21 protein-coding genes and 1 pseudogene are annotated in these 23,856 nt (G+C 39.7%); all 22 read left to right on the top strand.

Going from position 1 to position 23,856, the window contains the following annotated elements:
• The first annotated feature begins 5 nt into the window (after positions 1–5).
• The 22 genes and pseudogenes from M3225_RS02825 to M3225_RS02720 all read left to right on the top strand — a co-directional run bounded on the left by M3225_RS02825 (position 6) and on the right by M3225_RS02720 (position 23,854).
• Positions 6–1,049, top strand: a complete 1,044-nt coding sequence (locus M3225_RS02825) for a protein-glutamate methylesterase/protein-glutamine glutaminase (protein ID WP_251390997.1) — start codon at positions 6–8, stop codon at positions 1,047–1,049.
• Positions 1,050–1,063: 14 nt separating this feature from the next.
• Positions 1,064–3,043, top strand: a complete 1,980-nt coding sequence (locus tag M3225_RS02820; RefSeq protein WP_251390995.1) for a chemotaxis protein CheA — start codon at positions 1,064–1,066, stop codon at positions 3,041–3,043.
• Between the two features lie 31 nt (positions 3,044–3,074).
• Positions 3,075–3,503 (top strand): chemotaxis protein CheW, encoded by a 429-nt coding sequence (locus tag M3225_RS02815; RefSeq protein ID WP_251390993.1) that lies wholly within the window; start codon positions 3,075–3,077, stop codon positions 3,501–3,503.
• 50 nt (positions 3,504–3,553) lie between these two features.
• Entirely contained in the window at positions 3,554–4,048 is a 495-nt protein-coding gene (locus tag M3225_RS02810) for a chemotaxis protein CheD (protein ID WP_308215715.1), read from the top strand.
• Positions 4,049–4,097: 49 nt separating this feature from the next.
• Positions 4,098–4,859: a FliA/WhiG family RNA polymerase sigma factor gene (locus M3225_RS02805; protein WP_251390991.1), complete on the top strand. Its 762-nt coding sequence runs from the start codon at positions 4,098–4,100 to the stop codon at positions 4,857–4,859.
• 15 nt (positions 4,860–4,874) lie between these two features.
• Positions 4,875–5,402, top strand: a complete 528-nt coding sequence (locus tag M3225_RS02800; protein ID WP_251390990.1) for a hypothetical protein — start codon at positions 4,875–4,877, stop codon at positions 5,400–5,402.
• A gap of 158 nt (positions 5,403–5,560) precedes the next feature.
• Entirely contained in the window at positions 5,561–6,280 is a 720-nt protein-coding gene (gene rpsB / locus M3225_RS02795; RefSeq protein WP_013058850.1) for a 30S ribosomal protein S2, read from the top strand.
• Positions 6,281–6,387: 107 nt separating this feature from the next.
• Complete coding sequence (gene tsf, locus M3225_RS02790; RefSeq protein ID WP_013058849.1) at positions 6,388–7,269, top strand: translation elongation factor Ts; 882 nt, start codon at positions 6,388–6,390, stop codon at positions 7,267–7,269.
• Positions 7,270–7,345: 76 nt separating this feature from the next.
• Positions 7,346–8,068, top strand: a complete 723-nt coding sequence (gene pyrH / locus M3225_RS02785) for a UMP kinase (protein WP_028411409.1) — start codon at positions 7,346–7,348, stop codon at positions 8,066–8,068.
• A 2-nt stretch (positions 8,069–8,070) separates the two neighbouring features.
• A complete protein-coding gene (gene frr, locus M3225_RS02780) occupies positions 8,071–8,628 on the top strand; it encodes a ribosome recycling factor (protein ID WP_013058847.1) in 558 nt (185 codons plus the stop codon).
• A 134-nt stretch (positions 8,629–8,762) separates the two neighbouring features.
• Positions 8,763–9,545: an isoprenyl transferase gene (locus M3225_RS02775; protein ID WP_028410833.1), complete on the top strand. Its 783-nt coding sequence runs from the start codon at positions 8,763–8,765 to the stop codon at positions 9,543–9,545.
• Positions 9,546–9,563: 18 nt separating this feature from the next.
• Positions 9,564–10,355: a phosphatidate cytidylyltransferase gene (locus M3225_RS02770; protein WP_251390989.1), complete on the top strand. Its 792-nt coding sequence runs from the start codon at positions 9,564–9,566 to the stop codon at positions 10,353–10,355.
• Between the two features lie 35 nt (positions 10,356–10,390).
• Positions 10,391–11,539 carry a 1-deoxy-D-xylulose-5-phosphate reductoisomerase gene (gene dxr / locus M3225_RS02765; RefSeq protein ID WP_251390988.1) on the top strand — a complete coding sequence of 383 codons (1,149 nt, stop codon included), beginning with the start codon at positions 10,391–10,393 and terminating at the stop codon, positions 11,537–11,539.
• Positions 11,540–11,617: 78 nt separating this feature from the next.
• Positions 11,618–12,877 (top strand): RIP metalloprotease RseP, encoded by a 1,260-nt coding sequence (gene rseP / locus M3225_RS02760; protein ID WP_251390987.1) that lies wholly within the window; start codon positions 11,618–11,620, stop codon positions 12,875–12,877.
• A 104-nt stretch (positions 12,878–12,981) separates the two neighbouring features.
• A complete protein-coding gene (locus M3225_RS02755) occupies positions 12,982–14,679 on the top strand; it encodes a proline--tRNA ligase (RefSeq protein WP_251390986.1) in 1,698 nt (565 codons plus the stop codon).
• A gap of 118 nt (positions 14,680–14,797) precedes the next feature.
• On the top strand, positions 14,798–19,108 hold the full coding sequence (locus M3225_RS02750; RefSeq protein ID WP_251390985.1) for a PolC-type DNA polymerase III: 4,311 nt from the start codon (positions 14,798–14,800) through the stop codon (positions 19,106–19,108).
• A 365-nt stretch (positions 19,109–19,473) separates the two neighbouring features.
• The gene (gene rimP, locus M3225_RS02745; RefSeq protein ID WP_013084764.1) at positions 19,474–19,944 is read left to right on the top strand and encodes a ribosome maturation factor RimP; all 471 of its coding nucleotides are present in this window, start codon (positions 19,474–19,476) and stop codon (positions 19,942–19,944) included.
• A gap of 37 nt (positions 19,945–19,981) precedes the next feature.
• Complete coding sequence (nusA, locus tag M3225_RS02740) at positions 19,982–21,094, top strand: transcription termination factor NusA (RefSeq protein ID WP_251390983.1); 1,113 nt, start codon at positions 19,982–19,984, stop codon at positions 21,092–21,094.
• A 13-nt stretch (positions 21,095–21,107) separates the two neighbouring features.
• The gene (gene rnpM / locus M3225_RS02735) at positions 21,108–21,389 is read left to right on the top strand and encodes an RNase P modulator RnpM (RefSeq protein WP_013058838.1); all 282 of its coding nucleotides are present in this window, start codon (positions 21,108–21,110) and stop codon (positions 21,387–21,389) included.
• The gene (locus M3225_RS02730) at positions 21,389–21,688 is read left to right on the top strand and encodes a YlxQ family RNA-binding protein (RefSeq protein ID WP_028411400.1); all 300 of its coding nucleotides are present in this window, start codon (positions 21,389–21,391) and stop codon (positions 21,686–21,688) included. Before rnpM ends, M3225_RS02730 begins: the two co-directional genes overlap by 1 nt.
• A 22-nt stretch (positions 21,689–21,710) precedes the next feature.
• Positions 21,711–23,579 (top strand): annotated as a pseudogene (infB, locus tag M3225_RS02725) (translation initiation factor IF-2); the annotation flags it as partial.
• Complete coding sequence (locus M3225_RS02720; protein ID WP_251390982.1) at positions 23,576–23,854, top strand: DUF503 domain-containing protein; 279 nt, start codon at positions 23,576–23,578, stop codon at positions 23,852–23,854. The pseudogene infB and the gene M3225_RS02720, both read left to right, overlap by 4 nt.
• The last annotated feature ends 2 nt before the right edge of the window (positions 23,855–23,856 follow it).

Below are 23,856 nucleotides of genomic sequence, written 5' to 3'. Positions count from 1 at the left end.
TCAGAGTGAATGAAATAAAGGTGCTTATTGTAGATGATTCTGCATTTATGCGAAAGCTAATCGGCGATTTTTTAGCACTTGACAGTCGTTTTCACGTTGTGGGTACAGCACGTAACGGTGAAGAAGGGTTAAAAAAAGCGCTCGAGCTGTTGCCAGACATTGTGACACTTGATATCGAAATGCCCAAAATGAATGGCTTAGATATGTTAAAACAGCTCATGCGCGTGAATCCCCTTCCTGTTGTCATGTTATCGAGCACAACAGTAGAAGGCGCTGAAAATACGCTGACGGCTATGCAGTACGGCGCAGTTGATTTTGTTGCTAAACCTTCTGGAGCTATTTCGCTGGACTTACATAAAGTGAAAGATGAGCTTATTTCTAAGCTATTGCTGGCTAGTAAAGCCAATCTATCTTCAAGCAGTCATCAGCACGTGCAAAAAAGCAGTGTATATAACCTCCCGATGCAATCGAAAGTTAACAAGCTTATTTGTATTGGCACTTCTACTGGAGGACCTCATGCGCTGCAAGAAGTATTATCAACTGTTTCAAAAGATATAAGTGCACCCATTTTTATTGTGCAGCATATGCCTCCAAATTTTACAAAATCGTTAGCAGCTAGACTAAATCAGCTAGCTGATATTGAAGTGAAAGAAGCAAAAGACAATGAAATCGTTCGCTCAGGATGTGCTTATATTGCTCCTGGAGGCTTTCATATGACGGTCGTAGAGAAAAATGGACAGCTCAGCATTTGTTTAGACACCTCTTTACCTGTAAAAGGACATCGCCCCTCAGTGGATCGTTTGTTTCAGTCCATTAGTAAGATTTCAGGTTATCAAAAGCTTGCCGTTGTGTTGACGGGAATGGGATCGGATGGAACGGAAGGTGTTATTGATTTAAAGAAAAATAAAGACGCGATTATATTGGCTGAATCTGAAGAAACAGCTGTCATTTATGGGATGCCCAAATCAGCCGTTTCTACAAAACTTGTTGATTATATTGAACCGCTGCGAAACGTTGGAAGCTTTATTTCTCGCTACGCACAGAAATAGGAGGGAAAATTACGATGGATATGAATCAATATTTAGAAGTATTTATTGAAGAAAGCAAAGAACACTTACAAAACGTTAATGATCAGCTAATGCTTTTTGAAAAAAATACGAATGATCTTAGCTATGTAAACGAAATTTTTCGATCTGCTCATACGTTAAAAGGGATGTCTGCAACGATGGGGTTTGATGATTTAGCACAATTAACTCACAAAATGGAGAACGTGTTAGATGCCGTTCGAAATCACCAGCTCGACGCTCACACGGAAATTGTCGATGTTTTGTTTGAATCAGTCGATGCGCTAGAAATAATGGTTCAATCTATTTCTGAAGGCGGCGATGGTCAGCTTGATGTCAAATTGCTTGTTCAAAAGCTGCAGCGTATTGTAGCAGAAGAACCTGTAGCGCAGTCTGCAGCTTCTTTTATTGAATACGATGAACTTGTACAAACGTTGCTCAGTCAAACAGCAGACCAAGGGGTAAACGCGTTTGAAATAACCGTACAGCTTGAAAGCACCTGCTTATTAAAAGCTGCCCGTGCATATATGGTATTTGATGTGTTAGAGCAAGCGGGAGACGTAATTAAGTCAGCGCCAACTGTTCAAGATATCGAACAAGAAAAATTTGAATCATCTTTTATCGTTATATTAGTAACAAATGAATCGCAAGAAAAGCTACAGGCGAGCATTATGGAAGTCTCTGAAGTAGAAAGCGTGAAAATTGCTGTGGTCCCCGTAAAAAAGGAGACAGAAATGGAGGAGTCTGTTTCACAAGAAGTAGCAGCAGCCATACAGGAAGTTACTGTGTCAGCATCTTCTAAATCGTCTGTTGAAGAAAAAAAACAACCGTCAATTAACAAAACAATTCGAGTCAATATTGACCGTTTGGACAGTCTCATGAACTTGTTTGAAGAACTAGTTATTGATAGAGGCCGGTTAGAACAAATATCAAAAGAATTGAATAATAGCGAGTTAGACGAAACGGTAGAACGAATGTCTCGTATTTCGGGAGATTTGCAAACGATTATTTTAAATATGCGTATGGTACCTGTGGAAACCGTTTTTAATCGTTTTCCCCGTATGGTGAGACAGCTTTCGAAAGATTTAGGGAAACAAATTGAGCTTCAAATTGTCGGAGCTGACACAGAGCTGGACCGGACCGTCATCGATGAAATTGGAGATCCGCTTGTTCACTTATTAAGAAATGCGGTTGACCATGGGATTGAAATGCCTCAAGCGCGCTTAACGAAAGGAAAGAATGAAACTGGGATGATTCGCCTTAAAGCTTATCATAGTGGAAATCATGTCTTTATTGATTTAGAAGATGACGGGGCGGGCATCAATCGTGAGAAGGTACTGCAAAAAGCGTTAAATCGAGGAATTATCGATGAAAAGACAGCTGAAACGCTAACGGACAAACAAGTATACGAACTCATTTTCGCTTCGGGCTTTTCGACTGCTGAGCAAATTTCAGATGTTTCCGGACGAGGGGTAGGTTTAGATGTTGTGAAAAATACGATTGAATCGTTAGGTGGTTCTGTAACGATTGATTCCAGCGAAGGATACGGTTCGCGGTTTTCTATTCAACTGCCGCTCACTCTGTCTATCATTTCTGCTTTACTCGTGCAAATGAGTGAAGAGCGCTATGCCTTGCCGCTTTCTTCAATTATTGAAACAGCCATTGTTCAGCCAAAAGATATTATGCATGTACACGGTCAAAAGGTTATTGACTTCCGAGGAGCAATTATTCCTCTTATCGATTTAAAGAAACTATTTAATGTACCTAACTCGGTACAAGGCAATTATTATTCAGTAGTCATTGTTAAAAAAGGTGAAAAGACTGCCGGGCTAATTGTTGATTCTTTTATCGGTCAGCAGGAAATTGTTTTAAAATCTTTAGGTCATTATCTGCCGGCTGTATTTGCTATTTCAGGAGCCACGATTTTAGGCGATGGACAAGTAGCGCTTATCATTGATTGCAACGCGTTGATTAAGTGATAAATGTTGCAAAAAGAAAGGGGATAAAGGCATGAAAATTATTGTGTTTCAATTGGGAGACGAGGAGTACGGAATTTCAGTAGAAGAAGTGCAATCGATTGAAAAGATTCAGCACATAACACGCGTTCCTGGAGTAAAAGAATACGTAAAAGGTGTTATTAATCTTCGTGGTGTCATTACACCGATTATTGATTTGCGCACTCGTTTTAAATTACAAGAACAGCTTAACCATGAGCTGACACGTATTATTATGGTTCGCCTTAATGATATAGAAGCTGGTTTGATTGTCGATGCGGCAAATGATGTAGTGGATATTGATGAAAAAACGATTGCTTCAGTACCTGAAACAATTGAAGGAATAGCTGTAGAATATTTGAGCGGGGTCGTTAAAGTAGATGGGCGTTTAATTGTTCTTCTAAATTTACCTAAAGTGCTCTCATTAGAAGACCCCCTCCAGTGAGACGAACGAATAATGGATATCACGCTGAAGTTTCTAGGAGTTGAAGAATCGTGAGAGATGATAAACAAGTGATTAAGGTAGGAATTGCCGAGATGAATGTTACGCATGCACCCGCAGTGCTTCGAACAGCGGGATTAGGGTCATGCGTAGGAGTTGTAGTTTATGACTCTGTTCACTCAGTAGCTGGGCTCGCTCATGTGATGCTTCCGGATTCAAGCGGGGCTAAATGTCCTTTTAATAGAGCTAAATATGCAGATACAGCCATTTTTGATTTGATAAATATGTTGATTAAACAAGGCGCACATAGAAAATTGTTAAAAGCAAAAATAGCAGGAGGCGCGCAGATGTTTAATTTTGAATCAAGAAATGATGTGATGCGAATTGGCTTTCGAAATGTTCAAGCTGTGGAGAGAGAGCTGCATAGAAACAGTGTAGAAATTGCAGCGAAAGCTACAGGAGGACACAACGGACGAACAATTGAATTTGATCCTCAAACGGCTATTTTAAAGATTCGTACAATTAACGAAGGGATAAAAACAATATAAAGTGTGCCTTGAACGATTACTAGCGCTATAAAAAGGAGTTGAAAGACCCTTGAAAAGTATACAAGAAGTTGAAGAACATAAAATTTGGCAGGAATGGATAGAGACGAGAGACTCACATGCGGGAAATATGCTTGTTAAAAAGTATATGCCGCTTGTTAACTATCACGTTCAGCGGATTAGTGTAGGGCTGCCGAAAAATATTCATAAAGAAGAGCTACAGAGCTTAGGATTGATCGGTCTTTACGATGCGTTGGAAAAATTTGATTACGGTAGAGACTTAAAATTTGATACGTATGCGTCTTTTCGAATTCGAGGGGCGATAATAGACGGGCTTCGTAAAGAAGATTGGTTATCAAGAAGCGCAAGGGAAAAGACGAAAAGGATTGAACAAGCAACAGAAGCGCTTGAACAAAGATACTTGCGCAGAGTTGCACCAAGTGAGGTTGCAAAAGAAATAGGTATGACAGAAGCAGATGTTGTTCATACAATGAATGAAGGATTTTTAGCTAACGTTTTATCAATGGAAGAACAGCCAAAAGAGTATGAAGATGGAGAGCAAAAGTATACGATTAGAGATGAAAAAACGCTCTCTCCTGAAGATGAGCTAATTAACGACGAACGATATCAAGAGCTTGCTGAAGTCATTGAGCAGCTAAATGAAAAAGAGCAGCTCGTTGTTTCATTATTCTATAAAGAAGAGTTGACTTTCACAGAAATCGCCCAGCTGTTAGGTCTATCTACTTCACGCATCTCTCAAATTCATTCTAAAGCGCTGTTTAAAATGCGTACGAGTTTAAGCAAAATAATTTAACAAAGAGGTAAAAGGATGGGGTTTTTACTTACAGTTAGTTTTTTAATTCATGGTCTATCACTGTTTTGCATTATTCTTTTATATATGCAAGTGACCAAAGTGAAAAGGATTGAACGCTGGCACCAGCAAAATATAAATAAAATGGAAGCTGCGATGGGTTCATATCTCGCTGAATTTCAGGAACAAAACGAGCAGTTTTTACGGCAGCTTCGAGAGCGGTCAACTTCGCTTTCTTCGGAAATGGGAAAAAACAGCGCAAAATCACCTTTTTTAGATGAAGAAGACGTGCCTGTTCAAAGAGTGGATCTAAAAAGTGAGCCTTCTGAGTCGCTGCATGAACTTCTGTCTATAGAAGAAAGTCAGAAACCTATAAGCACATCTTTTGATGAATTAACTACAGACCAAATTCAAGGTTTGTCAGGTGAAGAGATAAAAGAATTTTCCGTTTATTTAAAGGGAAAAGGTTTAACAATTGAAGAAATTGCAAAACATTTACACAGAGGGAAAACTGAAATTGAATTATTATTGAAATTTCATCAATAAACTTAATGAAACGCTTGCTTGTGAAAAAGGAGTGTGCTATATTTGTTTTTGGTGTTATTACACACGCTTGTTGATTCGGTTGATGGTGCTACTTTTTGTAGTTTCGGCTGAAGATGAAATGAGCGGAGGAGACTTAAAACCATTAGGAGGAAAAACACATGTCAGTAATTTCAATGAAACAATTACTAGAAGCTGGTGTACATTTCGGTCACCAAACTCGCCGTTGGAACCCAAAGATGAAGAAATACATCTTCACTGAGCGTAACGGCATCTACATTATTGATCTTCAAAAAACAGTTAAGAAAGTAGAAGAAGCGTACAAATTCGTTAAAGAATTAGCTGCAGACGGCGGTACTGTTTTATTCGTAGGTACGAAAAAACAAGCTCAAGATTCTGTTAAAGAAGAAGCAGCTCGCGCTGGTATGTACTTCGTTAACCAACGTTGGTTAGGTGGTACATTAACTAACTTCTCAACTATTCAAAAACGTATCAAACGTTTAAAAGATATCGAAAAAATGCAAGAAGACGGTACTTTCGAAGTACTACCTAAGAAAGAAGTAGTTCAACTTAAAAAAGAGTTAGAGCGTCTTGAAAAATTCTTAGGCGGCATTAAAGATATGAAACAACTTCCAGATGCATTATTCATCATTGACCCTCGTAAAGAGCGTATTGCAGTAGCGGAAGCTAAAAAATTACACATTCCAATCGTTGGTATCGTAGACACTAACTGTGATCCAGACGAAATTGACTATGTAATCCCTGCAAACGATGATGCAATTCGTGCTGTTAAACTTTTAACTTCTAAAGTTGCTGATGCTATTCTAGAAGCTAAACAAGGTGAAGAAACAGCAGTTGAAACTGAAACAACTACTGCTTAATTCCGTGAAAGGTGATAAGAGGGAATAGCCTTTTATCACCTTTTTTTGAAAAGATTTAACCCATTTATATACATTAATTACATACCCAAACAAGGAGGCTACACATTATGGCAATTACTGCTCAAATGGTAAAAGAATTACGTGAAAAAACTGGCGCTGGTATGATGGATTGTAAAAAAGCGTTAACTGAAACTAACGGTGACATGGAGCAAGCAATCGATTTCTTACGTGAAAAAGGTATTGCAAAAGCTGCTAAAAAATCAGACCGTATTGCTGCTGAAGGTCTAACTTACATCGAAACTCAAGGTAACGAAGCTGTTATCTTAGAAGTTAACTCTGAAACTGATTTCGTTGCGAAAAACGAAGGTTTCCAAAAATTAACAAAAGAATTAGCTGCTCACATCTTAGCTAACAAACCAGCTGACGCTGCTGAAGCTGCTACTCAAAAAATGGAAAACGGTGCAACTGTTGAAGAACACATCAACTCTGCAATTGCTACAATCGGAGAAAAATTATCTTTACGTCGTTTTGCTGTAGCAACAAAAACTGATGCTGATGCATTCGGCGCTTACTTACATGCTGGCGGACGTATCGGTGTGTTAACAGTATTGTCTGGTACAACTGAAGAAGCTGTTGCAAAAGACGTTGCTATGCACATTGCTGCAATCAACCCTAAATACATCTCTCGTGACCAAGTTTCTGCTGAAGAAACTGAGCGTGAGCGCGAAGTATTAACTCAACAAGCATTAAACGAAGGCAAACCAGAAAAAATCGTTGCAAAAATGGTTGAAGGTCGCCTTGGCAAATTCTTCGAAGATATTTGCTTACTAGATCAAACATTTGTTAAAAATCCTGATCAAAAAGTACGTCAGTTCGTTGAGAGCAAAGGCGCTACTGTTGAAAGCTTCGTTCGTTTTGAAGTAGGAGAAGGTATTGAGAAACGTCAAGACAACTTCGCTGAAGAAGTAATGAACCAAGTTAAAAAGTAAGGGTTTGACCGTATAGGGAACACTGTGTGTTCCCTTTTTTACAAAAGAGATCTCACCGTTAACGATGGAGGTAAGCATGAGTCAAGCAAAATATAATCGTATCGTATTAAAGTTAAGTGGAGAAGCATTAGCTGGTGAAGATGGTTTTGGTATTAACCCATCAATCATCAAATCTGTTGCTGAACAAGTAAAAGCCGTTTATGAATTAGGTGTTGAAATTGCTGTAGTCGTTGGTGGTGGAAACATTTGGCGTGGTAAAATTGGTAGTGAAATGGGTATGGATCGTGCAGCTGCTGATTATATGGGAATGCTAGCAACAGTAATGAACTCGCTGGCTCTTCAAGATAGCTTAGAAAACATTGGTGTGCAAACACGAGTTCAGACTTCTATTGAGATGAGACAAGTAGCAGAGCCTTATATTAGAAGAAAAGCTGTTCGTCATCTTGAGAAAAAACGCGTTGTTATTTTCGCTGCGGGTACAGGAAACCCTTATTTCTCTACAGATACAACAGCAGCTTTGCGTGCAGCTGAAATCGAAGCTGACGTTATCTTAATGGCTAAAAACAACGTAGATGGCGTTTATAATGCAGATCCTAAGCTTGTACCTGATGCTGTAAAATACGAAACATTAACGTATATTGATGTTTTAAAAGATGGACTAGCTGTTATGGATTCTACAGCTTCTTCATTATGTATGGACAACGATATCCCGCTAATTGTTTTTTCAATTACGGAAGAAGGCAATATTAAACGTGCCGTTACAGGCGAAAACATTGGAACAATTGTAAAGGGGAAATAAACATGCCAAAACAAGTGTTGCAAAACGCAAAAGAAAGAATGGAAAAAGCAATTCAATCATTTAGCCGTGAACTAGCATCAATTCGTGCTGGACGTGCAAGCGCGTCACTTCTTGACCGCGTAACGGTAGAATACTACGGTGCACCAACACCGATTAACCAATTGGCGCAAGTAAGCGTACCAGAAGCTCGTATGCTTGTTATTCAGCCTTATGACAAATCACAAATTGGTGAAGTTGAAAAAGCTATTTTAAAATCTGATTTAGGATTAACACCTACAAGCGACGGAACCATTATCCGTTTATCGATTCCTGCTTTAACGGAAGAGCGTCGTCGTGAGTTAGTGAAAATGGTGAAAAAATATGCTGAAGAAGCAAAAGTTGCGGTTCGTAACGTACGCCGTGATGCAAACGATGATTTCAAAAAGTTAGAGAAAAAAGGTGAAATTACTGAAGACGATTTACGCGGCTACAGTGATGACATTCAAAAACTAACAGATGACCATATCGTAAAAGTGGATAAAGTGGCGAAAGATAAAGAAGAAGAAATTATGGCAGTTTAAGTCATTTCAAGGTAAAATATATTGTAAAAGACCCTCTATTGTTTACAGGGGGTTTTTTTGTTAATAATGTGTAGTAAGAAAAAACTCACATAAGCCACACGTTTATGTGAGAGCGTACAACGGGGGACCTTTGCATGTTAAGAAAATTTCAAGCATGGAAGAAAAGTCAAGATTTAAATACACTGTCTTTGTCAGAACGAAAAGATCAAGTGAAACAGCACCCTGTTCCTGAACATATTGCAATTATTATGGATGGGAACGGTCGTTGGGCGCAAAAACGAGCTCTTCCTCGCATGATGGGCCATCATGAAGGGATGAAGGTAGTGCGTCATGTGACCAGATTGGCCAATGAATTAGGTGTTAAAGTATTAACTTTATATGCATTTTCCACTGAAAATTGGAAGCGCCCCAAAACTGAAGTCGAGTTTTTAATGAAACTGCCAGAGGAATTTTTAACAACCTTTCTGCCTGAGCTAATTGAAAAAAATGTGCAAGTTCGTATTATGGGGGATAAAAGTGAGCTCCCTGCCCATACGATTCGAGCCGTGGATAACGCAATTGAAAAAACAAAGCATAACACGGGGTTGATTTTAAACTTCGCGCTCAATTACGGTAGCCGTCACGAAATCATGGGCGCTATTCAGTCATTGGTAGAAGATGTAGAACAGGGAAAAGTAGCTTCCTCTTCTATTTCAGAAAATTTATTTTCTTCCTATTTAATGAGCAAAAGCCTTCCAGATCCGGATTTGCTTATTCGTACAAGTGGCGAGCTTCGCTTAAGTAATTTTATGCTTTGGCAACTAGCTTACACAGAGTTTTGGTTTACAGAAGTATTATGGCCAGATTTTAAAGAAAATCATTTAATCGAAGCAGTCGAGGCGTTTCAAAAGCGCGGTCGCCGCTTTGGTGGTGTATAAGAAGGTGTGGAAAACAAGATGAAACAGCGCATTATCACCGCGATTGTAGCACTTGCGGTATTTGTGCCGATTGTTTTAATTGGAGGGTTACCTTTTACCCTTATCATGTATGTAATCGGAACAGTTGGTGTAATTGAGCTTTTAAAAATGAAACATTTGAAAGCAATGTCTTTTCCAAGTATCATTAGTTTATTGCTAACCTGGGTGTTTTTATTGCCAAATGGAAGAGATGTTGCATTTCAATTCTTAAGTGAACATAAGATAGAAGTAGCGCTTGCTGCTGTCCTTCTTCTGTTAATGTACACGGTTGTAGTTAAAAATAAATTTACCTTCGATGACGTTGGGTTTATTTTATTAACGACAGTATATGTTGGCTTTGGCTTTCATTATTTTATCGAGGTTCGTCAAGAGTTCGGGTTAGCTTATTTGTTCTTTGCTTTCCTTATTATTTGGGCGACGGATTCCGGAGCTTATTTTATTGGACGAGCAATGGGGAAACGAAAGCTATGGCCGGAAATCAGTCCCAATAAAACAATTGAAGGTTTTGTTGGTGGCGTCGTATGCGCTATTGTAGTAGCCGTTGTATTTAAGCTGTTAGCAAATATTGATCAAACTATGATTGAACTACTGGTAATGGGTATTATCGTATCGTTATTTGGACAGATGGGTGATCTTGTACAATCAGCGTTCAAACGTCACTATGGCGTAAAAGATTCAGGAAAGATTTTACCGGGTCATGGTGGGGTTTTAGACCGCTTTGACAGTTTAATGTTCATCATGCCAATTTTAGCTTTTTTATTGTCTCTATAAAAAAGATGTCTTTGTTTTAATAGGAGTGAATATACTTGAAGAAAATTTCCTTGTTAGGAGCTACAGGTTCAATCGGTACTCAAACCGTTGATATTGTTCGAGCGCATCCTGAGCATTTTGAGCTCTCAGCAATCTCTGTAGGTCGAAATATTAATGAAGCAAGAAAGATTATTCAGCAGTGTAAGCCTGCCCTTGTTTCCGTAATGAAGAAAGAAGATTGTCTGTCGCTGCAAGCGGAATTTCCTTCTATTCGATTTGTTTATGGAGAAGAAGGGCTTGTGGAAGTGGCAACTCATCCGTCTACAGAAGTGTTGGTAAACGCTGTTCTTGGAAGTGTAGGGTTGACTCCTACGCTAGAAGCAATCAAAATGAGAAAAACAATTGCTATTGCAAATAAGGAGACACTTGTTACTGCTGGTCACCTTGTCATGGAAGCAGCCAAGGAATATGGCGCTGATATTTTACCGGTAGACAGTGAGCACTCAGCTATTTTTCAAAGTTTGCAAGGGCAAGATCAAAAAGCAATAGACCGTTTAATTTTAACGGCTTCTGGAGGGAGCTTTCGAGATAAGACGAGAGCAGAACTACAGGGAGTAACGGTTGAAGATGCGTTAAATCATCCAAACTGGTCAATGGGAGCTAAAATTACAATTGATTCGGCAACGATGATGAATAAGGGACTAGAAGTGATTGAAGCACATTGGCTTTTTGATCTTCCCTATGAGAAAATTGATGTATTGTTACATAAGGAAAGCATCATTCATTCTATGGTAGAGTATTCTGATACAAGCGTTATTGCTCAGCTTGGAACGCCTGATATGCGCGTGCCAATTCAATACGCGTTAACGTATCCAAAACGCATGTCTTTGCCTAACACAAAGCGTTTAAGTTTGGCGAATATTGGCCAGCTTCATTTCGCTAAAATGGATGAAGAGCGTTTTCGCTGTTTAGCTTTTGCATTTGAGGCTGGCAAAGCGGGTGGAACACTTCCGACTGTTTTAAATGCAGCTAATGAAGAAGCTGTTCAAGCCTTTCTAGATGGTCACATTACATTTTTACAAATTGAAGATGTGATTGAAAAAGCAATGAATGAACATACTGTAATACAGAAACCTTGTTTATCTACCATTAAAGAAGTAGATTTAGAAGCAAGAGAGTTTGTTAGATCCGCCATCTCTCGATAATGTGCGTGCGAGAGAAGCCATTCACTTATTTCTGGTGGATGGAGGTTTGACTCTATTACATGAAGGGGGTAATACCCATTGAACACAGTCATTGCGTTTGTCGTCATTTTTGGAGCTCTTGTATTCTTTCATGAGCTTGGTCATTTAGTTTTTGCAAAGCGTGCAGGCATCTTATGCCGTGAGTTTGCCATTGGGTTTGGTCCCAAAATCTTTTCATTTAAACGAGATGAAACAGTTTATACCATTCGCTTGCTGCCCTTAGGTGGATTTGTTCGAATGGCTGGAGAAGACCCGGAAATGATCGAAGTTAAGCCTGGTCAAATGGTGGGCCTCATGTTTGATAAAGAAGGCAAAGTAAATAAAGTCATTATTAATAACAAGGAACAGCATCCAAATGCAAAAGTTATTGAAGTAGAGCAAGCAGACTTAGAGCATAATCTATTTATTTCAGGTTATGAAGAAGGTGAAGATGAACGTCTGCAAAAATTCGAGGTAGCAGAAGAATCTTACTTCGTTATGGACGGAGAAGAAATTCAAATTGCACCTTACAGCCGTCAGTTTGCTTCCAAAACTCTTGGTCAGCGTGCGCTAGCCATTTTCGCTGGTCCACTAATGAACTTTATATTAGCCTTTGTTATTTTTATCGTTCTTGGGATTTCTCAAGGATATGTTGTTGACAAACCCATGATGGGCAAATTAACATCAGATGGAGTAGCCGTTGATGCGGGACTCAAACAAGGAGATAAAGTTCAAGCAATTGATGGACAAAGTGTTTCAACGTGGGATGATGTAGTAAAAGTAATTCAAAAACATCCTGAACAGCAAATTACATTCACGGTTCAGCGCGGTGGCAAAACGCTAGATATTCCGATTACACCTGAAAGTCGCAAAGTTGGGGAACAGACAATTGGATTAATTGGCGTATATGCACCGGTTGAAAAGTCATTCATTGGTTCGATTACGCACGGAGCTACTGAGACATATACGTGGATGAAAGAAATCTTAACGGGTCTAGGGAAGCTTGTGACAGGACAGTTCAAACTGGATATGCTTTCTGGTCCTGTAGGTATTTACGCAGCAACCGATCAAGTAGCACAGTCAGGCATTTATTACTTAATGAAATGGGCAGCCGTTTTAAGTATTAACTTAGGGATTGTCAATTTGCTTCCACTTCCTGCTTTAGATGGAGGACGACTATTATTCTTCGCTGTAGAAGGAATTCGCGGTAAGCCAATTGATCGTCAAAAAGAAGGCATTGTTCATTTTATCGGTTTTGCTTTATTAATGCTGCTGATGCTCGTTGTAACGTGGAACGATATTCAAAAGTTCTTTTTATAAGACATACGCTCAGCGAGGGATATTCCCTCGCTGATTATATGAAAATTGCGGCATGGTCCGCCTTAAAAAATAAGATAGAGAAGTAAACAAAGAGGTGCGAGGTTATGAGACAAAGTTCTACATTGATTCCTACATTAAGAGAAGTGCCAGCTGATGCGGATATAAAAAGCCATCAGCTTCTATTGCGCGCAGGTTATATGCGCCAAAATGCAAGCGGCGTGTACAGCTTTTTACCGCTTGGTAAGCGCGTATTGCAAAAAGTTGAACAAATTGTTCGTGAAGAGATGGACCGTGCAGGTTCTGTCGAATTATTGATGCCTGCTTTACAACAAGCTGAATTGTGGCAAGAGTCTGGCCGCTGGTATTCATATGGGCCTGAGTTAATGCGTATGAAAGATCGTCACGGCCGTGAATTTGCTTTGGGAGCAACACACGAAGAAGTTATCACAAGCTTGCTTCGTGACGAAGTGAAGTCATACAAACGTTTACCGCTAAATTTATATCAAATTCAAACGAAGTTCCGCGATGAAAAACGTCCACGCTTTGGATTATTACGCGGTCGTGAATTTATTATGAAAGATGCATATTCGTTCCATGCTTCTCAAGAAAGCTTAGATGAAGTATATGACAAAATGTTTGCTGCCTACAGCCGCATCTTTGAGCGCTGCGGATTAAATTTTCGTGCTGTTATCGCTGATTCAGGTGCAATGGGCGGAAAAGATACGCATGAATTTATGGTCCTTTCTGAAATTGGGGAAGATACAATTGCTTATTCAGATACATCTTCTTATGCAGCAAATGTTGAAATGGCACCGGTTGTAAATACGTATGAAAAATCAACTGAACCCGAAAAAGAATTAACAAAAGTGGAAACACCAAATCAGCATAGCATCGAAGACGTAGCTGCTTTCTTAAATGTTGAAGCGACTTCTTGTATTAAGTCACTTTTATTTAAAGTAGATGATCGTTTTGTGCTTGTACTTGTTCGCGGGGATCACGAAGTAAACGATATTAAAGTGAAAAACTATTTTGAAGCTTCCGTTGTTGAATTGGCAACTCCAGAAGAAACAAAAGAAGTATTAAAATGTGCAGTTGGTTCAGTAGGACCGATTGGCGTAAGTGATTCAGTAGAAGTAGTAGCTGATCATGCTATAAAGGCAATTGTTAACGGTGTATGCGGAGCAAATGAAGAAGGTTATCACTATACAAATGTGAATGAACGTAACTTTAATGCAACTTACGAAGATTTCCGTTTCATCCAAGAAGGAGATCAGTCACCGGATGGACAAGGTGTCATTAAGTTCGCTAAAGGTATTGAAGTCGGACATGTCTTTAAACTAGGAACTCGCTACAGCGAAGCGATGGGAGCAACGTATCTAGATGAGAACGGACGCAGCCAGCCAATGATTATGGGCTGCTATGGTATCGGTGTTTCTCGTACGGTTGCTGCGATTGCAGAACAATTTAACGATGAAAACGGTCTTCTATGGCCAGAAGCTGTTACGCCTTATCAAGTGCATGTTATTCCAGTTAACGTGAAAAATGATGAACAGCGTGAACTAGGCGAGAAATTATATAATGAGTTATTAGATAGTCGCTTTGAAGTGCTGTTAGATGATCGCCAAGAGCGTGCAGGAGTGAAATTTGCAGACTCAGATTTAATTGGTCTTCCTGTTCGAGTAACAGTTGGAAAACGTGCATCTGAAGGGATCGTAGAAGTAAAAGTACGTAAAACTGGAGAGTCATTAGAAGTGTCAGTTGACAATCTTGTTTCAACAGTGAAAGAACTGCTAGCGAAGTAATGAAGCAGCGGGGATTTGTATCCCTGCTGTTTTTATGTTTATAAACAGAACATATGACAGAATAGAAGTCATTTATGTTAAAATAGATTGCACTCATTTATAAAAGGAGGCAGAAAACTTGGAAGCACAAACGCTAGGAAAAAAAGAGCGTTTTAAGTTGCTGCTGCAGCAGTTAGAGCTGACGAGTGATCAAATTGTTCCTTACTTTGAAAACGCAGCGATTGAAAAGCTCGTCATTCAGAAAGAACAAAAAAAATGGCATTTCCATTTTTCTTTAGAAGGGTTATTACCTTTTGAGATCTATGAGTTATTCCATGCTCGCATGTCTTCAGCTTTTTCTCATATTGCGAGTGTTTCTTTTTCTATTCAAACCGTTAATAAAGAATGTACGGAAGAACATGTACAGTCATATTGGAAGCATTGTATTGGAGAAATGCAGGGCATATCTCCGCTTTTACAGTCGCTTTTACAAGATCAAATGCCGAGATTGAACGGTGCCAAATTGATTGTGAACGCACGACATGATGCGGAAGGAACGGCTTTACGTAAAAAGTATAGTCAGTTAATTGCTGATCAGTATGCGTCCTATGGGTTTCCGAACCTTCAGCTAATGACGGAAGTTGTACATTCAGAAGAAGCATTTCAGCAGTTTGTAGAGCAACGAAAACAAGAAGATACAGAAAAAGTATTACAAGCCATCACAGAAATGCAAAATAAAGAAAATGAAAAAAGTGATGGACCAGACCTACCAAAAGGTCCGCTTACAATTGGATATACGATTAAAGACGAGACGGTTCGCCTGGACTCCATTGTGGATGAAGAAAAGCGAATTGCCGTTGAAGGATACGTATTTGATGCAGAAACTAGAGAATTACGAAGCGGGCGTACGCTTCTTATTTTTAAAGTGACAGATTATACAAACTCTATTATGGTTAAAATGTTTTCACGTGACAAAGAAGATATTCCTTTACTTCAAGCGATTAAAAAAGGAATGTGGGTAAAGGTTCGCGGAAGTGTACAAAACGATACATTTGTCCGTGATCTAGTTATGATTGGAAATGATGTCAACGAGATTACCGGTCCCGCTAGACAGGACACAGCGCCTGAAGATGAAAAGCGTGTGGAACTTCACTTGCATACGCCAATGAGTCAAATGGATGCCGTTTCATCTGTTGGAGCTTTAGTCGGACAAGCCAAAAAATGGGGACATCCGGCTGTAGCGATAACTGATCACGCGGTTGCACAGTCGTTTCCTGAAGCATATGGAGCCGGTAAAAAGAACGGCATTAAAATACTGTACGGAGTGGAAGTCAATTTAGTAGACGACGGCGTGCCGATTGCCTATAATCCGCAGCATGTGGATTTGACAGAAGCAACTTACGTAGTATTTGACGTCGAAACAACCGGTTTGTCAGCCGTATACGATACCATTATTGAACTTGCTGCCGTGAAGATGAAAGAAGGAGAAATCATCGATCGATTTGAACGGTTTGCAAATCCTCATCATCCTCTGTCTGCAACAACAATTGAACTGACGGGTATTACAGATGATATGGTCCAAAATGCGCCTGAAATTTCAGAAGTACTTCGGGATTTTCACGAGTGGATGGGCGACAGTATTTTAGTCGCTCATAATGCAAGTTTTGATATGGGATTTTTAAATATGGGACTGCAAAAAATCGGGTTAGAAAAAGCGGCCAACGGCGTTATTGATACGCTTGAACTCGGAAGATTTTTGTATCCGCATATGAAAAACCATCGTTTAAATACTCTTGCTAAAAAATTCGATATTGAACTGGTGCAGCATCACCGCGCGATTTATGATGCGGAAACAACCGGCTATTTGTTAAATAAAATGCTGAAAGATGCATTTGAACGCGAAATTACGATGCACGATCGCTTAAACGATTATATGGGAGAAGGTAATGCATATCAGCGGGCCCGTCCTTATCATGCGACGCTTTTAGCACAAAACGACGTTGGATTAAAAAATCTATTCAAACTCGTTTCGATTTCTCATTTAAATTACTTTTATCGAGTTCCTCGAATTCCAAGATCTCAGCTCGACAAATATCGAGAAGGCATCTTGATTGGAACGGCATGCGACCGAGGCGAAGTATTCGAAGGCATGATGCAAAAAGGAATTGATGAAGTAGAAGGAGCAGCTGAATTTTATGATTACATCGAAGTACAGCCTCCTGACAACTACAAGCACTTAATTGAACTAGATTTAGTGCGAGATGAGAAAGCCTTAAAAGACATTATTAGCAATATTGTGAAGCTCGGTGAAAAGATTGGAAAACCGGTTGTAGCAACAGGAAATGTTCACTACCTCAATCCGGAAGACAAAATTTACCGAAAAATTTTAATCGGTTCACAAGGCGGAGCGAACCCGTTAAACCGTCATCAGCTGCCGGATGTTCACTTTAGATCAACGGATGAGATGCTGAATTGTTTTTCATTTTTAGATGGAGACAAAGCGAAAGAAATTGTTGTTCGTAATACGCAAAAAATAGCGGATATGATTGATGATATTAAACCAATTAAAGATGATTTATATACACCAAAAATTGAAGGTGCAGACGAAGAAATGCGTGAAATGAGCTATGCGATGGCACGCAGCATCTATGGTGAAGAGCTGCCTGAAGTAGTAGAAGCTCGTCTAGAGAAAGAGCTAAAAAGTATTATCGGACACGGGTTTGCCGTTATTTACTTGATCTCGCATAAACTCGTTAAAAAATCATTAAATGATGGTTACTTAGTTGGTTCACGTGGTTCCGTAGGGTCTTCATTTGTTGCGACGATGACCGAAATTACAGAAGTAAACCCACTGCCGCCGCATTATGTTTGTCCAAAGTGTAAAAAATCCGAGTTTTTTAATGACGGATCCGTCGGTTCTGGATTCGACTTGCCGGACAAAAGCTGCGACGATTGTGGCGTACCATTTATTAAAGACGGACACGATATTCCGTTTGAAACGTTCTTAGGATTCAAAGGAGATAAAGTTCCTGATATCGATTTGAACTTCTCAGGAGAGTATCAGCCGCAAGCTCATAACTATACAAAAGTACTGTTTGGAGAAGATAATGTATACCGTGCGGGAACAATCGGTACAGTTGCCGAAAAAACAGCTTATGGCTATGTAAAAGGCTATGCCGGTGACCGTGATTTACATCTACGAAACGCAGAAGTGGATCGTTTAGTAGCAGGATGTACGGGCGTTAAGCGTACAACGGGTCAGCATCCAGGAGGAATTATTGTTGTACCAGACTATATGGATATTTTCGATTTTTCGCCGATCCAGTTTCCAGCCGACGACCGTAACTCCGAATGGAGAACAACTCATTTTGACTTCCATTCGATTCATGATAACTTATTAAAGCTTGATATCCTCGGACACGACGATCCGACCGTGATTCGTATGCTTCAAGATTTAAGTGGAATTGATCCAAAAACGATTCCAACGGATGATCCTGAAGTTATGAAGATTTTTAGCGGAACGGAATCACTTGGGGTAACAGAAGAACAAATTATGTGTAAAACAGGAACGCTTGGTATACCTGAATTTGGAACGCGCTTCGTGCGTCAAATGTTAGAAGATACAAAGCCAACGACGTTTTCAGAGCTTGTTCAAATTTCGGGACTTTCGCACGGTACTGATGTATGGCTTGGTAATGCGCAAGAGCTAATTCGCAATGATATTTGTAACTTAAGCGAAGTAATCGGTTGTCGTGACGACATCATGGTTTATCTGATTTATCAGGGTCTTGAACCTTCACTTGCCTTTAAAATTATGGAGTCTGTGCGTAAAGGGAAAGGGCTAACACCTGAATTTGAAGAAGAAATGATCAAAAATGGTGTTCCGGACTGGTATATTGATTCCTGTAAAAAGATTAAGTATATGTTCCCTAAAGCCCATGCGGCTGCTTATGTATTGATGGCCGTGCGTATTGCTTATTTCAAAGTGCACCACGCGCTTCTTTATTACGCAGCATACTTTACGGTTCGTGCAGATGACTTTGATATTGATACGATGATCAAAGGCTCAACTGCAATTCGAGCAAAGATGGAAGAAATCAATGCCAAAGGCCTGGACGCATCTCCTAAAGAGAAAAACTTATTAACGGTGCTTGAGCTTTCTTTAGAAATGTGCGAACGAGGCTATTCATTTAAAAAAGTAGATTTATATGACTCAAGCGCAGACGAATTTTTAATTGACGGCACGTCTTTGGTGCCGCCGTTTAATGCTATTCCTGGTCTTGGCACAAATGCAGCGCTGAACATTGTAAAAGCTCGTGAGACAGGAGAGTTTTTATCGAAAGAAGACTTGCAGCAGCGAGGCAAAGTATCAAAGACGATTTTAGAGTATCTAGACAACCATGGATGCCTTGAATCATTACCTGATCAGAACCAGCTTTCTCTTTTCTAACATTTGCATAAAATAAGCGGTTATGATATAGTAATTGTGGAAATGCTAAGGATACGGACGAGAAAGAGTGGGGAAACCCGCTCTTTCTTATTGATATGAACTTACTGACATAGTAAGTAGTATGGAGAACGAATCGGCTTCTAGCATGATTCGTTTTTTCTGTAGATTTTTCAATCATCATGATTGATTTATTATGTGACGTTTAAAATCCTGCAACACAAATGACAACATTTCCACTCTAGTAGGTTAGACCTCTTATAGAGTGCAAAATAAAAATAGCAAATAAACCACTCTTTTTTGATATAAGAGACATAAAAAACGCGTAACCTAAACATACCATGCAATGTCTCGAAGGGAGGATTAGAATGAGTAAAAATGTAAAACAAACAGTGGAAGAAATGGTTTCCCCTATCTTGGAGGAAATGAATTTAGAGCTTGTTGAGATTGAATACGTAAAAGAAGGGAAAGATTGGTTTTTACGTGTGTTTATCGACTCTGATACCGGCGTGGATATCGAAGACTGCGGAGCAGTAAGTGAAAAATTAAGTGAGAAAATGGATGCAGTAGATCCAATCCCTCACAACTACTTTTTAGAAGTATCATCGCCTGGTGCGGAACGCCCATTAAAAAAAGATAAAGATTTTGAACGTGCAATTGGTAAGCATGTATACATAAAAACATATGAACCAATTGAAGGTGCAAAAGAATTTGAAGGCGAATTACAATCATTTGACGGAGAAACTGTCACATTATCTATTCGTATCAAAACACGCACAAAAACGGTGGTTTTACCATATGACAAAGTCGCTTTTGCCCGATTAGCGATTGTATTTTAATGTATAGCGGCCAATATTAAAGGGGGATTATCCAACAATGAGCAGTGAGTTATTTGATGCCTTAGTCATTCTTGAAAAAGAGAAAGGCATTAGCAAAGATGTAATTATTGAAGCAATTGAAGCAGCGCTAATTTCTGCTTACAAACGCAACTTTAACCAAGCGCAAAATGTACGCGTTGATTTAAATTTAGAAAGAGGTTCAATGCGCGTGTTTGCTCGCAAAGATGTGGTTGATGAAGTATATGATCCACGCCTAGAAATTTCGGTTGAAGAAGCACAAACAATCAACCCTAACTTCCAGCTAGACGATGTTGTTGAAATCGAAGTAACGCCAAAAGACTTTGGACGCATCGCGGCTCAAACAGCAAAACAAGTTGTTACACAGCGTGTTCGTGAGGCGGAACGCGGCGTTATCTACTCAGAGTTCAGCGATCGCGAAGAAGATATTATGACAGGTATTGTTCAGCGTCAAGATTCTCGCTTCATTTATGTGAGCCTGGGCAAAATTGAAGCATTGCTTCCTCAAAGCGAGCAAATGCCAAATGAGCAGTATAAACCTCATGATCGTATTAAAGTGTATATTACGAAAGTAGAAAAAACAACAAAAGGCCCACAAATCTATGTTTCACGTACGCACCCAGGTCTTTTAAAACGTCTTTTCGAAAAAGAAGTACCGGAAATCTATGACGGTACAGTTGAATTAAAATCAGTAGCTCGCGAAGCTGGAGACCGTTCAAAAATCTCTGTTCATTCTGAATATGCTGAAGTAGATCCGGTCGGTTCTTGTGTTGGACCAAAAGGTCAGCGCGTACAGGCTGTTGTGAATGAACTAAAAGGTGAAAAAATTGACATCGTTCGCTGGTCAAATGACCCAGTTGAATTTGTTGCCAATGCTCTAAGTCCATCTAAGGTAGTAGATGTGATTGTAGATGAAAATGAAAAAGCAACAACTGTTATCGTTCCTGACTATCAGCTGTCACTTGCAATTGGTAAACGTGGACAAAATGCACGTCTAGCTGCTAAGCTGACAGGCTGGAAAATTGATATTAAAAGTCAATCAGAAGCTGAGCAAGAAGGTATGGTTGTAAACAGCAGCGATGATATGCTAGTAAGTCAACATGCATTTGATTCAGATGAAGATATGGAATAAGAGGTGAGCCAAGGTGAACAATCGTAAAAAAGTCCCGATGCGAAAATGTGTGGCCACTGGAGAAATGAAGCCTAAAAAAGAGCTAGTACGCGTTGTACGCTCAAAAGAAGGCGACGTTTCAGTTGATGTAACGGGTAAAAAGTCCGGGCGCGGAGCTTATGTAAGCAAGGATAAAGAAGCAATTTTATTGGCAAAAAAGAAAAATGTGCTTTCGACACATTTAGGCGCGTCAATAGATGAAGCGGTTTATGAAGAGTTGCTAGCGCTTGTAGAAAAGGAGAAACAGTCACGCTAATGAATGAACAATGGATCTCCTTTTTAGGGCTTGCAAACCGTGCACGCAAATTGATTTCTGGAGAAGAACTTGTGGTTAGAGAAGTTCGGAAACAAAAAGCAAAGTTAGTACTTTTAGCAAGCGATGCGTCTGAAAACACAAAGAAAAAAGTAACGGATAAATGTTCTTACTACAACGTTTCGGTTAGAATGGTTCCCGATCGCTACACGCTAGGTCAAGCGATTGGTAAAGATGCTCGTGTCGTTGTAGCCGTTATGGACGAGGGATTTGCTAAAAAGCTAGCAACGATGCTCGGTTAATTTTATGGGGGTGAAAGTATTGAATAAAAATACAAAATCAACAGCTAACAAAGGAAACAATAAAGGTAACAAAAAGCCACAGGCACAAAAGTCACAGGCACCAAAAGGTAGACCAGCTCCAGCAGCTGCAAAAGAGTTACCGGAAAAAGTAACGTTTGTTGGAAGCTTAACGGTTTCTGAATTAGCAAAAGAATTAGGCAAAGAGCCTTCTGAAATTATTAAAAAACTATTTATGCTTGGTGTAATGGCAACAATTAACCAAGAGTTAGATAAAGATTCTATTGAACTAATTGCCGGAGAATACGGTGTAGAAGTTGAAGAAGAAGTAGTGGTAGATGACACTGCTTTTGAATCATTAGAAATCATTGATGACGAAAAAGATCTTCAAGTGCGTCCTCCAGTTGTTACAATCATGGGTCACGTTGATCATGGTAAAACGACGCTTCTTGACTCTATCCGTAACACAAAAGTAACGGCTGCAGAAGCAGGCGGTATCACGCAGCATATCGGTGCTTATCAAGTTGTAGTTGACGAGAAGAAAATTACGTTCCTTGATACACCAGGACATGCTGCATTTACCACAATGCGTGCTCGCGGTGCGCAAGTAACGGATATTACAATCCTTGTCGTTGCAGCAGATGATGGTGTAATGCCTCAAACAATTGAAGCGATTAACCATGCAAAAGCGGCAGAAGTGCCAATTATTGTTGCGGTTAACAAAATGGATAAAGAAGCAGCAAATCCGGATCGCGTTATGCAAGAACTAATGGAGCACGGACTTGTAGCTGAGGAGTGGGGCGGAGAAACAATCTTCTGTAAGCTTTCAGCCATTTCAGGTGAAGGTATCGATCAATTGCTTGAAATGATTTTACTTGTAAGTGAAGTAGAAGAGTTAAAAGCAAATCCTAACCGTCGTGCAGCAGGTACAGTTGTAGAAGCACAGCTAGATAAAGGCCGTGGGTCTGTAGCAACGCTTCTTGTTCAAACTGGTACACTACGCGTAGGTGATCCAATCGTAGTCGGAAATACATTTGGCCGCGTTCGTGCAATGGTAAATGATATCGGTCGCCGTGTGAAGGAAGTAGGACCATCTACTCCGGTTGAGATTACTGGCTTAAACGAAGTTCCATTAGCTGGAGATCGTTTCTTGGTGTTTGAAGATGAGAAAACGGCTCGTCAAATCGGAGAAGCTCGTGCTCAAAAGCAGCTTGAACAACAGCGCGGTGAAAAATCTCGCGTAAGCTTAGATGATTTATTTGAAAAAATTAAACAAGGTGAAATGAAAGACTTGAACCTGATCGTAAAAGCAGACGTACAAGGTTCTGTAGAAGCATTGGCTGCTGCTCTTCAAAAGATTGATGTAGAAGGTGTAAATGTTCGTATTATCCATACAGGTGTAGGTGCGATTACAGAATCTGATATCATTCTTGCAACTGCTTCTAACGCAATCGTTATCGGTTTTAACGTGCGTCCGGATGCTGGAGCAAAACGTACAGCTGACGTGGAAAACGTAGACATTCGTCTTCACCGCATTATCTATAAAGTAATTGAAGAAATTGAATCTGCGATGAAAGGAATGCTTGATCCTGAGTTTGCTGAAAAAATCATCGGTCAAGTAGAAGTCCGTCAAACATTCAAAGTATCAAAAGTTGGTACAATCGCAGGAAGTTACGTAACAGACGGTAAAATTACACGTAACAGTGGAATTCGTTTAATCCGTGACGGAATTGTTATCTTTGAAGGTGAAGTAGATGTGCTAAAACGCTTTAAAGACGATGCAAAAGAAGTCGCTCAAGGATATGAGTGTGGTATTACAATTAAAAACTTCAATGATATTAAAGAAGGAGATATTATTGAAGCGTATGTAATGGAGCAAATTGATCCTAAATGATTGGACTAGTGGAGTGTGAATGTTTAATTTACGATGCTGCTTCTCTTAAAGAAAAACGTGCCGTGCTTCAGCGCATCTTGATGCGCTTGAAGCAGCGGTTTAACGTATCAGTTTCAGAAACTGATTTTCAAGATGTGTGGCAACGAACAAAAATTAGCATTGTCGCAGTCTCATCTAGCCGTGTCACAACGGAACAAGAACTTCAAAAAGCGTTAAGCATGATTGATTCTTTTCCAGAGATTGAACGTACCATTACAACTTTTGATTGGTTATAAAA

Origin of the sequence: Priestia aryabhattai, assembly GCF_023715685.1 — a bacterium.
GTDB lineage: Bacteria > Bacillota > Bacilli > Bacillales > Bacillaceae_H > Priestia > Priestia aryabhattai_B.
This window is presented reverse-complemented; position numbering and strand designations above follow the sequence as displayed.